The following is a 15,763-nucleotide window of genomic DNA, read 5'->3' as shown; positions in this document are numbered from 1 at the left end:
TTCATATCTAAAGCTGTTTCTTACAAATATAATTAATTTGTCAGATGTTAAAATTAACACCTACAATTATATTTCTTCCAATATTAGGAATTCCATCTGTTTTCAGGCGCGATAAATGGGAAATGTACTCTTTGTCTAATAAGTTGTTGACATTCAGATTTAAATCAAAAATGGTTTTGCCGACGGTGATTTTTCCGCCAAAAGCAAAATTGGCTAAGGTATAGCCATGAGTTTTGGTTTCAAAACCACTGACATTCTTTTGGCTGAAAGTGTTCTCGATATTGAAAGTCGCAAATCCGTCAGTTAGCCATTTTTTTAAATTGAATTGCGTACGGATGCTGTTGTTCCATTTCCTGGCTGGGATTAAAGGCAAGTAGTCGCCATTTTGCTTCTCTCCGCTCACAGTTTCAAAATTACTTTCAAAATGAAGCCAGTCAATCGGATGCGGATGGAAATGGAGTCCGATTTCACCCCCAGATAATTTGGCATTATCCTGAACATATTGGTACAGATCATTACCGTCGATAGTATTTCCCGTTGGAGAAATGAAAATGTAATTGTTGATATGATTGTAAAATCCATTGACAAAAAATTCCAAATGGTCGGTTTTGTATTCCAGATTCAGATCCGTCTGAACATTCTGCTCGCTTTCCAAGTTGCTATTCCCTATTTCATAGCGATTACTGCCTTCATGGACACCATTAGAAGTAAGTTCTGCCAAATTAGGCGCGCGAAATCCCGAAGCCACATTCAGACGCACCGACCAATTTTTAGTCATATTGGTTTTGTATCCCAAAGACGCATTAAAACTGTTGAAGGTTTTGTCCATGTCTTCAAAATAGCCTTCTTCTCCAAAAATACCGTTCTGTTCACTGACCACTTGCCGATTGTCAAAACGCAACCCCATTTGAATTACATTCGATTTCCATTCGTAATTGGCGGTTCCGAAAATCCCGAAATCATCGGTTTCGGCATCAGGAATTAAAAACTCTTCACCCGAATTCAAATTTGTTTGGTGCATGCCCTGAATGCCTGCAATGGTTTCTATATTGCCCCATTTCGGAAAATGATATCTCAGATCATAATTGAGTGTTTTTAATTTCATGTGCAGCACGGCGATATCACTGTCTTCGAATTCGCTTCGGTCATTCGCGATATAACCAAAATCGGCATCCAGCGATGAATTCTTAAAATAGATGTGATTGTGAAGGCTTAAAATATGATTAAAGACGCCTTGTTTTGGATAGTCAGTTTTTTTGGTTGTCGATTGTGCGGCGATGCCATTTTCGGGAATGCCCAAATCCAGATGGTTGAAATTATAACGAAAAACACTCGAAAATTTGGAATTGTCGTATTCGATTCCGGTTTTCAAATCACTTTCATTATAACGGGTATTAGTTACGCGGTCGTTGTTTGCGATTTGATAATCCGAATGCGTATTGTAACTTCCCCGGATTAAGTATTTCCAGTTTTCGGTGGACGTTTTTAAACCAACGGTAGAGTTGCTGCCTAAGGTGTTGGAGAAGACTTTTTGGCTAAAATTTCCCTGAGACGTATTGGCTTTTGCAAATTTTTCAGGATTGAAATACAACACCCCACCCATCGCATCTGAACCATGTAAAAGCGACGCCGGCCCTTTGATGACCTCGACACTTTCAACACCGGCATCGTTCAGTCCCAAGCCGTGTTCTTCCCCAAATTGCTGGTTTTCCAGACGGACACCCTGCGTGTATACCAAAACGCGGTTGCCGCTCAGACCCCGAATAACCGGTTTTCCTATTGACGTTCCGGTGGCGATTTGTGAAACCCCGGGAATGGTTGACAGTCCTTCAATGAGTGTTGCTGCGCCTTTTTGCTGCATGGATTTGATGCTTTCCTGTTCGACTTTCATAACATTCTGTGATTGCAGTTTGTGGAAAGCTGTCGAAACAATTACTTCATCCATGTGAACGATTTCATCGTCTAAAAGAACGTCAAGAATGGTTTCTTTCTGTTCAATTTTTATGGATTTATTGATGGTTTTAAATCCGGGATATGCAAAGACAATGATGTAATTTCCACTTGGGATATTGGTTAAGGTGTACTTTCCGTTGCTGTCGGTAGTGGTTTCCGAATGAATGTCAGTGGCTGAGATTTCGACGCCGGGTATTGGCTGATTTTTTAGATCCGTAACAGTTCCTGTAATACTGTTTTGTGCATGCAGTATTGTTGAACACCCTAAAAGGAGAACTATGATTAAATTTTTCATGGAAATTATTAATTGTTAAAATGCGACAGGTTTCAAATCGCTTAATAAGCAATCTGGAATCTGTTTTCGAATAAAATGCAGTTTTAAACAATACAATGCGGAGGGCCACGAAGTGTATAACGACTTCCCGAAAAAGGAATAACAATTTCAGGTGTAGCGAGAAAATAGGGAATTTCGCTTGGAGCGAAAGTCGGCTTAAAGCAGAAGGTGTCGGGAGCAATAAAACTGCTCAGTGTAAATTCACAAACAAAACAATGATCAAATTCAGTGTGGTGGTGTGTGAATTCTGTTTTGGTACTATTGTATTGGTGGTGGCATTGTTTTTCAGTGAACTGTTTTGCCAGATGCTCATAGGAATGCATGGACTGGAACAGTATTGCGAACAATACCGCCGTCATCAAAGAAAGGTTAACTATAATGAGTTTCTTTTTCATTCCTTACAAATGTAGTAAGAAAACTATTGGTTAAAATCTAAGAGAATAAAAAAAAACCTTGTAAGTTCTACAAGGGTTTTTTCTATTTTCAATATGTTTTCTTTTATATCAAATTATTCTCAACCAAATATTCCGCAATCTGAACGGTATTGGTAGCAGCCCCTTTTCTTAAATTATCAGCTACAATCCACATGTTTAACGTATTAGGCTGGCTTTCGTCCCTACGGATTCTTCCAACAAAAACGTCGTCCTTTCCTTGAGCATACATCGGCATAGGGTAGGTGTAAGTATCAGTATTGTCCTGAACTACAATTCCTGGTGTATTATGCAAAATACTTCTGACTTCATTCACATCAAAATCATTAGTAAATTCCACATTTACCGCTTCACTATGGCCGCCAACAATAGGCACCCGGATTGCAGTAGCAGTCACGGCAATAGTCTTGTCGCTTAAGATCTTCTGGGTTTCGCGAACCAGTTTCATTTCTTCTTTGGTATACCCGTTTTCCTCAAAACTGTCGCATTGCGGGATTGCATTTCTGTGGATAGGATATTTATAAGCCATTTCCCCTTTGATACCGGCATATTCGTTTTCCAATTGCTGTACCGCTTTTACTCCAGTTCCGGTAATGGATTGGTAGGTAGAAACAATAATGCGTTTGATGTTGTATTTTTTGTGCAAAGGTGCTAATGCCATAACCATCTGAATGGTCGAACAATTTGGGTTTGCAATAATTTTATCTTCTTTGGTCAATTCGGAGGCATTGATTTCCGGAACGACCAGTTTTTTGGAGGCATCCATTCTCCAGGCCGATGAATTGTCGATTACGGTTGTTCCCGCTGCCGCAAATTTTGGAGCCCATTCCAATGACGTTTCGCCACCGGCAGAAAACAAAGCAATGTCGGCCTTCCTATCTACTGCAGTCTGCATACTTACGACGGTATATTTCTTTCCTTTGAAATCGATTTCTTTCCCAACGGATTTCTCTGAAGCAACAGGAATCAATTCGGTTAACGGAAAATTTCTTTCCGCCAACACCTGAAGCATTACTTCGCCAACCATTCCGGTTGCACCAACTACAGCAATTTTCATAATAGATAGTTTAGTTTCTTGAACTTAATTTTTGCAGTACAAAAGTAATCAATAAGAAAATTAAAATAATCATAAAGTTTTGACACTTTTTGGGTTTCCTGCCTTGAGGTTATAAGCCAGTTAATCATACAATAACAATTAATTAACTTGTAAGTTAATATATGTTAAAATTTGTTGTTAAATTTGCGAGCAAAACAATCAAAACCAAAACAAACCAAAAATTATGAAAAACGTTAAAAAACTGCTTTTTGGCCTTTTATGCTGTGCGGCTGTGTACAACATGTCGGCGCAGACAACATTAATTCCCACGGGATCATCATGGAAATATTTAAGTAACGGTTCTAATCAGGGAACCGCCTGGAAGGGGACTTCTTTTGGGGATACAAGCTGGAGCTCGGGTTTGGCCCAATTAGGCTACGGCGATGGTGACGAGGCAACAACATTGAGTTATGGTACCAGTTCAACAAATAAATACATAACGACATATTTCCGAAAAAATCTTACCGTTACAAATCCTACTGCTTTTGTAAATTACACGATGAATGTAAGAAGAGACGATGGTGTGGTTGTTTATATTAATGGTGTTGAAGTTTACAGAAACAATATGCCTGCCGGAACAGTTTCGTATACGACTAAGGCTTCTACGGCGTGCAGCGATGATGGAAGCACTTTTCTGACCAGCACTCTGACACAGGCGCAAGCCGGATTTGTTGCCGGAACGAACACTATCGCCGTGGAAATTCATCAAAATGCTATTAACAGTTCTGATATTAGTTTCGATATGTCACTTGTCGGAAATGCGACTGCAGCATCGACTATAAAACACATCCGATGGGGAAGCAGTAATAATCCTTTGGAAGGTCTAACGGTAACCTGGAGAAATACAGGTACAACCAGCCAAATTAAATGGGGATATACCACTGCTTGTGAGCAAGGTACTTTTCCGGCTGTAGTAAGAAATGGTTATGCTGATAAATTTTATAACTACACTTTTCCAACGGTAACCGCTAATGCTACAATCTACTATCAATTGTATGATGCTCCGGCAGCAGTTTGGACATCTCAAAAGACCTACCAAACCGCTCCGTCTGTGACTTCAACTGATTTTTCATTTTTAGCCATTGGCGACAGCCGTTCAGGAATGAGTGTTTGGAATCAGGTAGCGGCCCTTGCTAACGCAAAAACGCCTGATTTCACTATTTATACAGGAGACATAGTTAATAGCGGAAGTTCAGCTACTGATTGGGATAGTTGGTTTAATAACGGAACTTCTTTTATAGAAAACAATTTGGTTTTTCATTCCTTGGGAAATCACGATGCCGCGAGCGTCCCTACCTACCAAAATGTTTTCGAATTGCCTAAATCTGTTCCTACGACCGGAACTAATCTGTACTACTCATTTACTTATGGAGATGCGGTTTTTATTGCGTTAAATTCTGAAGATCCTGCGAATGTGACGCAATACAACTGGCTGGTAAGTACATTAGAGGCAAATTCGGCCAAGAAATGGAAGATTATTTTCTTTCACAGGCCATTTTATACAATAGGAGCACATGCCGGCGAAATGAACTCTTATTTCGGTACTTGGTGGAAAGCTTTTGATGATTATGGTGTGGATTTAATTGTTAACGGACACGATCATATGTACGAACGTACCAAGCCATTGAACAGAAATATAAGCACGACAGCTCCTGTTGCGCAGTATGGAAGCCAGCCGGGTGAAGGACGTTGTCAGATTGTATGTGGTGGGGCCGGCGCACCACTTTATACCGGAACAGCCAATTGGTTCGTACAATCATACCAAAGTAAATATCACTTTTGCAAATTTGATGTGACGGCAACGGGTATCTGCAGTACTACGTATGATAACAATGGAGCTGTAATCGATTCGTTTTGTCTGAACAATGGCACAGGTAAAATATCCACAACCACATCTGCAAGCCAACAATTTTATCCTATTAAAATCGCTCCCAATCCGGTGGTAGATGTTTTTTCTTTAGAATATGACTCTCCTGATACAGGGGAGGCTTTCATCAAAATTTCAGATATGAATGGAAATGTAGTGCTTTCTAAAAAGGCCTCTAAAACTGAAAGAAAGTTCAACTTTAAAGGAGATTTATCCAAGTATGGAAAAGGGGTTTATACAGTAGAAATAACTGTAGGAAATCAAAAGGATACTTCCTTATTGATTTTGAAATAGCATTAAGATTAAATATTATCAAACCACTGACTTAATGTAAGTCAGTGGTTTTTAACTTATAAAAGATGAAACAAAAAATTAGAAAGTTCAAAAAAGAAATTCAAGATGTTTTCCAAAAAAATCCGTTGGAATTAATTGCGCGAATTGGTGTTTTTGGAACTTTTCTCGGTCACGGTATTGTCGCAATCGGCGTTAACCCGAAATGGATTCCCTTACTGACCTCGGTGGGATTCAGTGTTGATCAGGCCATATTTTTAATGCCAATTATTGGAGCAATGGATATTATTATAGCCGTTACTACATTAATTTACCCGATGCGGGGCATTTTAGTCTGGGCTGTCATTTGGGCATTTTTGACAGCCTTGAGCCGGCCGATATCAGGAGAGCCTTTTGTGGATTTTGTCGAACGCGCGGCGAATTGGTGTTTGCCCTTAACTCTTTTATTGATGAGTTATCAATCCCAAACAACCAGATCCTTTCTCAGATTAATAAAAAAAACCGCCCCAATTAAGGAACGGTTAAGTTAGAATATGTAATGTAGCGGTATTTATTTCTTTAGTAAATCTCGGATTTCTGTTAGTAATTGCTCTTGGGTTGGGGAAACTTCGACCACGATTACTTCGTCTTTCTTCCTCATTTTTTCAACGGCTCTTAAGACGATAAAAATAAAGAAAGCAATAATCAGGAAGTTGATGATAGCCTGGATAAAGTTACCGTATGTGATAACGGCAGCGCCGGCTTTTTTTGCTTCCGCAAGATTACTATAACTATTACCATCAAGGGTAATAAACTTTTGGGTGAAATCTATTCCGCCGGTCAATAGTCCTACGATTGGCATAATGACATCGTCCACGGCGGAACCCACAATTTTTCCAAATGCAGCCCCTATGACTACGGCCGTTGCCAAAGTTATTACGTCTCCTTTCATTAAAGAGGCCTTAAAATCTGCAAAAAATCCCATAATTCCAGTTTTTTTAGTTAAATTCATAGTTAGTGTCCTGCTAAATTAACAAAAGTATTTTTATATTAATAATTTAATTTTTTATTCTCTGTAAAAAACCCGTTTTACCCTTTGTGAAATACTGGTCAGAATTTCGTACGGAATGGTTTCGAGTTTTTCTGCAATAAGGGAAACACTTGGTTCTTTTCCGAATATTATGACTTCGTTTCCTTCATTACAGTCTATTTCGGTAATATCCACCATCAGCATATCCATGCAGATACTGCCCACAATCATTGCTTTTTTATTTTTAATCATCACATAACCTAGTCCATTACCCCAATGCCTCGAAATACCATCAGCGTAACCAATAGGAATTGTGGCGATTTTGGTTTCTTTGACAGCACAAAAACGTCTGCCGTAACCCACGCTCTCTCCCGCCTGAATGGTTCTTGTTTGGGAAATAACCGATTTTAACGTACCTACATTTTCGAGATGCTTGGTTTCTTCCGCATCGTTTGAAACCCCGTACAAACCAATTCCTAAACGCACCATGTCGTATTGTGCCTGAGGATAATTCGAAATGCCCGATGTATTCAATAAATGAAGGATGGGTTTAATATGCAATTCCTGCATCAATTGAGACGAAAGTTTCTCAAACAAATTAATCTGGGCATTGGCAAAATCAACGTGTTCTGTATCGTCGCTGGTCGCCATGTGTGACAGGATGCTTTTTACATGCACGAATTTATTTTCCTTCAGAGTTGCAGTCAGATCGGCAATGGTTTCGGCTTCAAAACCCAGACGGTGCATACCAGTGTCTATTTTTATATGTATCGGATAATGATGCAATTGTTTCTGTTCTGCAATTTTAAGAAATGCTTTAAGGCCTTTCAGACTATAGATTTCCGGTTCCAGATGATGTTGGATAATGGCGGCAAAACTCGTGGTTTCCGGGTTGAGGACCATAATTGGCAACTCAATTCCGGCCGTTTTTAATGCAATTCCCTCATCGGCAAAAGCCACGCCTAAATAATCCACTTTATGGTGCGAAAGCAGTTTGGCAATTTCGAATCCGCCGTTTCCGTATCCAAAAGCCTTTACCATTACCATTAATTTGGTCGTGGGTTTTAACTTTGACTTGTAAAAATTCAAATTATGGCTGATGGCGTTAAGGTTGATTTCCAAAACCGTTTCATGGGTTTTCTCCTCCAACAGTGCCACGATTTTTTCAAATTCAAAAGCCCGCGCTCCTTTAATTAAGATGGTTTCATTGCCAAAGCTCAAACTGTCAAAGGCGGTGATAAAATCGTCGGTGTTCTTAAAAGTAATGCAGTGTGAAAACTGATTTTTAAATTCCGAAATGGTTTCGCCGACACCGATGATCCTGTTGATTTTATTGGAAACAACCAATTGGGATACTCTCGAATACAATTCGTCATTGGATAAGCCGCTTTGGAAAATATCCGACAGTATTAATGTTTTCTTTTTATGATGTTTCTGGCTTTCCAGAAAATCCAACGCAATTTTAAGCGACTGGAAATCCGAACTGTAACTGTCATCGATCAGGGTCGAATTATGAATGCCATTCTTAACCTTCAGACGCATTTCGACCGGATACAATAACGCAATGCGTTCCCGAATGGTTTTTAAATCATATTCCAAATGAAGCAAAACCATCAGGCACTGAATAGTGTTCTCCACAGAGGCATCGTCCGAAAACGGGATTTCAATCTCGAAATCAGTTTTCCCGGTTTGCAGCTGCAAGAAGGTATTCTCAGCAATTGTTTTTTCAGTAATGAAAACATCAGCACTTTTATCTGTAAAACTCCAACTGAAGGTTTGAATATTGGAGTTGATAAATGGGTCAACCGATGGGTTTTTATTATAGATGAGAACTTTTACATGGCTGAAAAGTTTCAGTTTTTCTTTTATTTTTTCTACCAGACTTGAAAAACCTTCATCGTGTGCAGAACCGATGTTGGTTAAAATCCCCAAAGTTGGCTTGATGATGTTTTCCAGTTTCGCCATTTCATTGATGGTCGAAATCCCGGCCTCAAAAATCCCCAAATTGTGTTTTTCATTGATCGAAATCACCGATAACGGGACGCCGACCTGTGAATTGTAACTCTTAGGACTTCGGATGATATGATAGTCGGGACTCAACAGAAAATTAAGCCATTCCTTAACGATGGTTTTTCCGTTGCTTCCGGTAATTCCGATTACGGGAAAATCAAATAACCCCCTGTAATAGGCAGCAAATTGCTGCAAAGCATCCAGGGTATTTTCAACCTGTAAAAAATTGGCTTTGTCCTGGGCTTTTTTAGGGATATGGGTAACTACAAAATTCCGAACCCCTTTTTTGATTAACTCCTCAATATAGCTATGGGCATCATTGTTGGCTCCGCTCAAGGCAAAAAAAAGCGTGGTCGGACCATTTTGCATCGAACGGCTGTCAATGGAAATATGGTCAATCGGCATGGAGTCGGTTTGCCCAGACCATTTGGCATTCACAATGGGGGCGATATTTTCTATGGTGAAACTCAAAAGTTAGTCTTTACTTGGAATATCGTGCTCGTTTTCTTTTTCCTGATTTTGCTTCATCGCATAAAAATAGGCGGCCCTGCTCAAGGGTTCATATTCTTCGGTTTCACCGAGCATTACGAGTTTATCGCTGTTGGCTTTTCGGAAACTGTAATGGGCTAAATTCCCGGTTCGGGTACATACCGCATGAACCTTGGTCACGTATTCGGCTGTAGCCATCAACGCTGGCATCGGACCAAAAGGATTGCCTTTGAAATCCATATCCAATCCGGCAACAATGACACGGATACCGCGATTGGCCAAATCGTTACAAATTGTTACAATTTCATCATCAAAAAACTGCGCTTCATCAATGCCCACCACGTCACAACCTTGTGCAAGGATGGCAATATTGGCGGCGGCAGGAACAGGCGTCGAGCGGATTTCATTGGAATCGTGCGACACTACCATTTCGTCGTGGTAGCGGGTATCGATGGCCGGCTTGAAAATTTCGACTTTTTGCTTGGCAAATTGCGCTCTTTTCAATCGTCGGATGAGCTCTTCGGTTTTACCCGAAAACATCGAACCGCAAATGACTTCGATCCACCCAAATTGTTCTTTATGATTTACTGTATTTTCGAGAAACATTTTGTATTTTTCTGCTCGTAAAAATGAATAGTTTTTATTACTTTGTAATGGTATAAACCGACTTAAAAATTTTATACTTTTACGTCGTTTCAAAAGTATAAAAATTTTATCAAATCGAAGATTCACTAACACTTATTTGCAAAATATAAATATTGTAGGTAAAGGTTTCTTCTTCCTTTAGATAAATAAAACTACGGAAAGATTTTATTTAAAAATGACACGCCTTATTCACTATAATTCTAAAAGTTATGAAAAAAAAGTTGGAAGCCGATTTAATCAGCATTGCACATAGAATTTTAAAGCTAAAAAATAAGTCGGAAGTCATTCAGTTGCACCAGGAAACCCAGAAGTTATACGAGAAATTGTCTGTTTTACGTTTTCTGGAAGAAAATTTTGCTGAGGTAAAACCAACTATTGGACAGGCAGAAATAGAGGAGAAGCTGAATAGTGCTTTTGAAGGAAATGAAAGTGCAATTACAGGTACTGCGGCAATCACCAATAAAATGGAGGATGCGCCGGAGAATATTGAAGAAGAAAAAGTAGAAACCACTCCCGAAATACTGGAAGAGGAAATTGCTGAAGAAATAAAGGAAACTGTTCCGGAAGAAGCAGAGGACACAGAAGAAATGGTTTCGCAAGAAGCTGAACGAACCGTGGAGGAGGAAATGGATTTGGAAGAAACTGCCATTGTTGACGAACATGAAATTTCAGAAGATATTGAAGAACCAATTGCGGAATTAGAAGCAAATAACGATGTTGAACCACATTTCGAATTGTTTAAAGAAGAGCCCGCATTTGAAGTAAAGGAACCAAAAAGGGAAATCAAACAGATCTCGTTTGAGGATTTATTGGGCGGTTCGCATTCGGAGCCAATTTTTGAACGCGTTCAGAAAACGGAGAAAAAAGAAGAGCAAGCGATCGTTGATGAAATAGAACCGGAAGTTTTCACCAAAGTAGAAAATCACCAGGAAGACGATGAAGTAATCCAATCAAAAGAAACATTTTTTGAGCGTGAGGAATTCCGCGACGAACCAAAGCCTGTCCGTACCAATAATGATATCAAGAGACCGATCACTTTCGGACTGAATGATAAAATTGCCTTCGAAAAACAATTGTTTGGAGGAAGCAGCGAGGATTTGAACCGTGTGGTTTCTCAGTTGAGCACTTTTGACAGTTTTGATGAAGCACAGATTTTTATTGACGAGATGGTCAAGCCGGATTATCACAATTGGGAAGGGAAAGACGATTATGCCCAGCGTTTTATGGAAATTGTCGAAAGAAGATTTTCATAAATTAAACACACACTCCCGATTCTGGGTTTAAATTTCAGCTATGTCCAAATTATATATTGTTCCCACGCCAATTGGCAATCTCGAAGACATGACTTTCAGGGCGATCCGAATCCTTAAGGAAGTCGATTTGATTTTGGCCGAAGACACGCGCACCAGTGGGAAATTGTTGAAGCATTTTGAAATCGGCACGCACATGCACAGCCATCATATGCACAACGAACACAAAACAATCGAGAATTTAATTTCGAGATTGAAATCGGGCGAAAACATTGCGCTAATTTCCGATGCAGGAACACCGGCCATTTCCGATCCGGGATTTTTGCTGACCCGAGCTTGTGTTGAAAATAAAATCGATGTGGAATGCCTTCCCGGAGCTACCGCTTTTGTTCCGGCTTTGGTGAACAGCGGATTACCCAATGATAAATTTATTTTTGAAGGTTTCCTGCCTGATAAAAAAGGAAGACAGACGCGTTATTTGGCTTTGGCCGAAGAAACGCGCACGATGATTCTATATGTTTCTCCCCATAAATTGGTGAAAACCTTGGCGGAATTTATTACTTATTTTGGCGAAGACCGACCGATTTGTGTGTCACGGGAATTGTCCAAACTGCACGAGGAAAATGTCCGCGGAACGGTTCGGGAAGTACTGACCCATTTTGAAAACAAGCCGCCAAAAGGCGAAATCGTTGTCGTGGTTGGCGGGAAAATCGTAGTTAAGGAAAATAAGAGAGATTCGGAATAAGTTCGATTATTCGATTTCCAAATCCACGAATGAAAAAGTATTCCCGCTAAACAATCCCTTATCGGATAATTTCAAATCGGGAATTTCCAAAAGCGCCATGAAAGACAATGTCATAAACGGAGCTTTCAATTTGCTGCCCATCATTTTGGCCATCGTGTCTATTTCTTCGTATAATTTTCCAATTTCCCATCCGTCTTTATCACTCATGATTCCGGCAACAGGCAAAGCCAATATTTTGCTTTCGTCGCCGTCGACAGCACAAATCCCACCCGAATTTTCAATAATCAGGTTAACGGCCTTGCAGATTTCTTCATCGGAAGTGCCTACCACTACAATATTATGGCAATCATGTGCTACTGAACTCGCAATTGCGCCTGTTTTTAAACCAAAGTTTTTAATAAATGCAATCGCAGGCGCCGTGTTTTGATAGCGGTTGACCACAGCCATTTTTAGGATGTCATTTTCAGTATCTGAAACCAGTTTTCCGTCCTGAATCAAGGCTTTGTGATGGATTTCATTAGTAACCAATTGACCTTCCAAAGCTTCGATGACCCTAATTGTAGTAGCTACGCTGGTTACTTCAAAATCGGTTACTTCTTTCTTAGAGATATTAAAGTTATTTGGTGTTTCAAAATGAATATGTTCCACAAAAGATTTCCCGTTTGAGGCTACCTGCTTCCCGTTGATATAGGTTTGGATGATTTTAAAATCGGTTAGATTTTCAACTACAATAAATCGGCAGGGTCATTTTGCTGAAGTAACCCCACGTCCATTTTATAATGTTTCACCGGATTGATACAGGCGGCCTGAAGGACTTTAAAAACATCGCTTCCTTTTGCTACAGCTCTCGCACATAAAGCATCAATATGACCCAGAATCAAGTCGTCCGGATGTTTGTCATCGGAACAGAACATCATGTTTTCTTAGTTTTCGGAAAGCAACGGAATTAACGTATCGAAATTTTTAGCGGCACTTCCTTCCCGGATGAGCACCTTCAAATTTCAGCGGTACTTTTTTGCTGTTTTCTATCATATAGTAAACACCTTGCTTTCCCAACACATTGGCAATTTCATGGGGGTAGGAAATAGTGGCGACGGTTCCGTGAAGGACTGCAATTTTGGCGAATTCGGAAGGAACCAGCATCGAGCTTTCAATATGGATGGGGGCATCGATAAATCCCGGAAGGATATAGTTTGTATTGGCATGCTGTTTTTCGGTGATTGAAACAATTTTTCCTTGTTCGACAATTATTTCGCCCGAATAAATGCGTCTGTTGGCTATATCTACAATCTGTCCCTGAATGTACATGGTATCTTTTTAAGAATGAGGGGGCAAAAGTAATTCTTTTTTCGAAGCAGTTACCAAACGCCTTTTGCTGTTAATAAGTAATTGTCAGCGTATTGAAATTTATACTAATTTTGGATTTCAACTAAACGCCTTTCATTTAAACTAAAATTATGCGCTGGACCATCAAACCCAAACCCTCCGAAGAAAAAATTAAAAACCTCGCCGAAGCCCTGAATGTGGAAGATTTTGTCGCCACGCTTTTGGTGCAACGCGGCATTGAAACTTTTGAAGAAGCCCGGAACTTTTTCCGTCCCACCTTAGATCAATTGCACGATCCATACTTGATGAAAGATATGGATAAGGCGGTGGCCCGAATTGAATTGGCGATATCCAATGCCGAAAATATTCTTGTTTTCGGGGATTACGATGTGGATGGAACAACGGCAGTTTCTTTGGTGGCTTCCTATCTGAAAACCCATTATCCGAATGTCGCGACGTACATTCCCGACCGGTATGATGAAGGATACGGCGTGTCTTTTAAAGGAATTGATTTTGCCGACGACAACGGATTTTCATTGATTATTGCATTGGATTGCGGCATAAAATCTATTGATCATGTGGCCTACGCCAAAGAAAGAAACATCGATTTTGTGATTTGCGACCATCACCGACCCGGAAATGTGTTGCCGGAAGCAGTGGCAATATTGGACCCGAAAAGGAACGATTGCACCTATCCGTACGATGAATTATGTGGCTGCGGTATCGGATTCAAGCTGATTCAGGCTTTGGGTCAAAACCGAAATCAGACAATCGAGGATTTAATTCCGTATCTGGATTTGGTAGCGACCGCCATTGCCGCAGATATTGTCCCGATGACAGGAGAAAACCGGGTTTTGGCACATTTTGGACTTCAGGTGATCAATGCTGATCCGCGTCCCGGAATCAAAGCACTTATTACTTCGTCAATTCGACCTTCGGTCTCGGGTCATCAGATAAAAAAGAAAACTTTAGACATCACCGACGTTGTTTTTATCATTGCGCCTCGAATCAATGCCGCGGGACGTATTAAACACGGAAACCATGCGGTAGAATTATTGTCGGAATTTGATTTTGAACAGGCACAGCAGTTTGCCTCCGAAATCGAGAAATACAATTCCGATCGGAAAGATTTGGACAAGCAGATTACGAAAGAGGGATTGCTGCAGATTATAACCAATCAGGAACAGAAACGTTTTTCCACGGTTGTTTTTCAGGCGGACTGGCACAAGGGCGTGATTGGTATCGTGGCATCACGGCTGATTGAAACGTATTATCGTCCGACGCTTGTTTTTACTAAAAGCGGTGATAAACTGGCGGCTTCGGCCCGTTCGGTTAAGGGTTTTGATGTGTACAATGCTTTAGATGCGTGTTCGGAGCATTTGGAACAATTTGGCGGACATATGTATGCGGCCGGAATGACATTAAAAGAAGAAAATTATCTGGCGTTCAAAGAAGCTTTCGAAAAAGTAGTCGAAGATACCATTCATCCCGATATGCTGACCCCGGAAATTTCTGTTGATGCTGAAATTGATTTTGCAGACATTTCACCAAAATTAATCCGGATCCTGAAACAATTCGAACCTTTCGGCCCACAAAACATGACCCCGATTTTTGTTTCTAAAAACATAAAAGATACCGGTTACCCAAAAAAATTAGGCGCTGATAATGAACATCTGAAACTTTTCGTAAAACAGAATAATTCTGAAGGTATTGCCGCGATTGGTTTTGGATTAGGGGACAAAATGGATTTAACGGTAAATCAAAAACCGTTTGAAGCCGCGTATTGCATTGATGAAAACGAATGGAATGGAATTGTTACCGCACAATTGCGATTGAAAGATATTAGATTAGTAGAATAGCCTTTATCAAATCTTCGCTTAAAGCTTTTTTTGACTTTCCGTAAGAGGCTGTGGGTTTGAAAAGACAAGTAAGAGATATCCTAAAACTAGTAACAGACTATATTCGATGCCTCCGGAACCTCCGCCCACTACAAACCATCCATTTGAGGCGTGTACCAAAACAACACCCATAATCAGTTCGCAAATAAATAGCAACGAGAGCCATTTGACGAAATAACCTAAGATAATAAACAATGACCCCACAATTTCCAGTATGGTAAGCGACCATGCAATTACTGCTCCGCCAACAAAATGATTACTGTCCAAAAAGATTCCAAATCCGTCCACCCCGCCTGAAATTAAACGGAATAAACCATGAATCATAAGGAATAGGGGAAGGATGATACGGAAGATCTGTAAAGATTTTTGCGGAGAAAGGTTAGATGCCATACTGTGAAATTAAATATTTAAGTGGAAAG

12 protein-coding genes and 1 pseudogene are annotated in these 15,763 nt (G+C 40.1%); 5 read left to right on the top strand and 8 right to left on the bottom strand.

The features are described from left to right. Positions 1 to 40 precede the first annotated feature (40 nt). The 3 genes from FNW07_RS00900 to FNW07_RS00890 form a co-directional block, all read right to left on the bottom strand. Positions 41 to 2,248 carry a TonB-dependent receptor gene (locus tag FNW07_RS00900; RefSeq protein ID WP_126743238.1) on the bottom strand — a complete coding sequence of 736 codons (2,208 nt, stop codon included), beginning with the start codon at positions 2,246 to 2,248 and terminating at the stop codon, positions 41 to 43. Positions 2,249 to 2,331: 83 nt separating this feature from the next. After that, positions 2,332 to 2,682, bottom strand: a complete 351-nt coding sequence (locus FNW07_RS00895; RefSeq protein ID WP_126743239.1) for a hypothetical protein — start codon at positions 2,680 to 2,682, stop codon at positions 2,332 to 2,334. A gap of 103 nt (positions 2,683 to 2,785) precedes the next feature. Beyond that, positions 2,786 to 3,775 carry an aspartate-semialdehyde dehydrogenase gene (locus FNW07_RS00890; protein ID WP_126743240.1) on the bottom strand — a complete coding sequence of 330 codons (990 nt, stop codon included), beginning with the start codon at positions 3,773 to 3,775 and terminating at the stop codon, positions 2,786 to 2,788. A 223-nt stretch (positions 3,776 to 3,998) separates the two neighbouring features. Here FNW07_RS00890 and FNW07_RS00885 point away from each other — a divergent pair, with 223 nt between their 5' ends. Both FNW07_RS00885 and FNW07_RS00880 read left to right on the top strand, forming a co-directional pair. After that, positions 3,999 to 5,975 carry a metallophosphoesterase gene (locus FNW07_RS00885; protein WP_126743241.1) on the top strand — a complete coding sequence of 659 codons (1,977 nt, stop codon included), beginning with the start codon at positions 3,999 to 4,001 and terminating at the stop codon, positions 5,973 to 5,975. 65 nt (positions 5,976 to 6,040) lie between these two features. Next, on the top strand, positions 6,041 to 6,502 hold the full coding sequence (locus FNW07_RS00880) for a hypothetical protein (RefSeq protein ID WP_126743242.1): 462 nt from the start codon (positions 6,041 to 6,043) through the stop codon (positions 6,500 to 6,502). Positions 6,503 to 6,522: 20 nt separating this feature from the next. On the opposite strand, the gene mscL is transcribed toward FNW07_RS00880, so the two are convergent. From mscL to FNW07_RS00865, 3 genes are all read right to left on the bottom strand, one after another. Then, on the bottom strand, positions 6,523 to 6,936 hold the full coding sequence (gene mscL / locus FNW07_RS00875; RefSeq protein ID WP_126743364.1) for a large conductance mechanosensitive channel protein MscL: 414 nt from the start codon (positions 6,934 to 6,936) through the stop codon (positions 6,523 to 6,525). A gap of 81 nt (positions 6,937 to 7,017) precedes the next feature. After that, the gene (locus FNW07_RS00870; protein ID WP_126743243.1) at positions 7,018 to 9,462 is read right to left on the bottom strand and encodes a bifunctional UDP-N-acetylmuramoyl-tripeptide:D-alanyl-D-alanine ligase/alanine racemase; all 2,445 of its coding nucleotides are present in this window, start codon (positions 9,460 to 9,462) and stop codon (positions 7,018 to 7,020) included. Positions 9,463 to 9,465: 3 nt separating this feature from the next. After that, on the bottom strand, positions 9,466 to 10,086 hold the full coding sequence (locus FNW07_RS00865; protein WP_126743244.1) for a thymidine kinase: 621 nt from the start codon (positions 10,084 to 10,086) through the stop codon (positions 9,466 to 9,468). Between the two features lie 248 nt (positions 10,087 to 10,334). Here FNW07_RS00865 and FNW07_RS00860 point away from each other — a divergent pair, with 248 nt between their 5' ends. Then, entirely contained in the window at positions 10,335 to 11,378 is a 1,044-nt protein-coding gene (locus tag FNW07_RS00860) for a hypothetical protein (RefSeq protein WP_126743245.1), read from the top strand. 40 nt (positions 11,379 to 11,418) lie between these two features. After that, on the top strand, positions 11,419 to 12,120 hold the full coding sequence (gene rsmI, locus FNW07_RS00855; protein ID WP_126743246.1) for a 16S rRNA (cytidine(1402)-2'-O)-methyltransferase: 702 nt from the start codon (positions 11,419 to 11,421) through the stop codon (positions 12,118 to 12,120). A gap of 6 nt (positions 12,121 to 12,126) precedes the next feature. Here rsmI and FNW07_RS00850 read toward each other — a convergent pair. Then, positions 12,127 to 13,428 (bottom strand): annotated as a pseudogene (locus FNW07_RS00850) (adenine deaminase C-terminal domain-containing protein). A gap of 149 nt (positions 13,429 to 13,577) precedes the next feature. On the opposite strand from FNW07_RS00850, the gene recJ reads away from it, so the two are divergent. Then, positions 13,578 to 15,305, top strand: coding sequence for a single-stranded-DNA-specific exonuclease RecJ (gene recJ, locus FNW07_RS00845; RefSeq protein ID WP_126743247.1), 1,728 nt, complete (start codon positions 13,578 to 13,580; stop codon positions 15,303 to 15,305). Between the two features lie 18 nt (positions 15,306 to 15,323). Here the strand turns inward: recJ and FNW07_RS00840 are convergent, their stop codons facing one another. After that, positions 15,324 to 15,734 (bottom strand): DoxX family protein, encoded by a 411-nt coding sequence (locus tag FNW07_RS00840; protein ID WP_126743248.1) that lies wholly within the window; start codon positions 15,732 to 15,734, stop codon positions 15,324 to 15,326. Positions 15,735 to 15,763 lie beyond the last annotated feature (29 nt).

The sequence above is a fragment of the Flavobacterium sp. GT3R68 genome (genome assembly GCF_007109225.1).
Taxonomy (GTDB): Bacteria; Bacteroidota; Bacteroidia; order Flavobacteriales; family Flavobacteriaceae; genus Flavobacterium.
The sequence above is the reverse complement of the archived record's forward strand: the minus strand, read 5'-3'. Positions and strand labels throughout refer to the sequence as shown.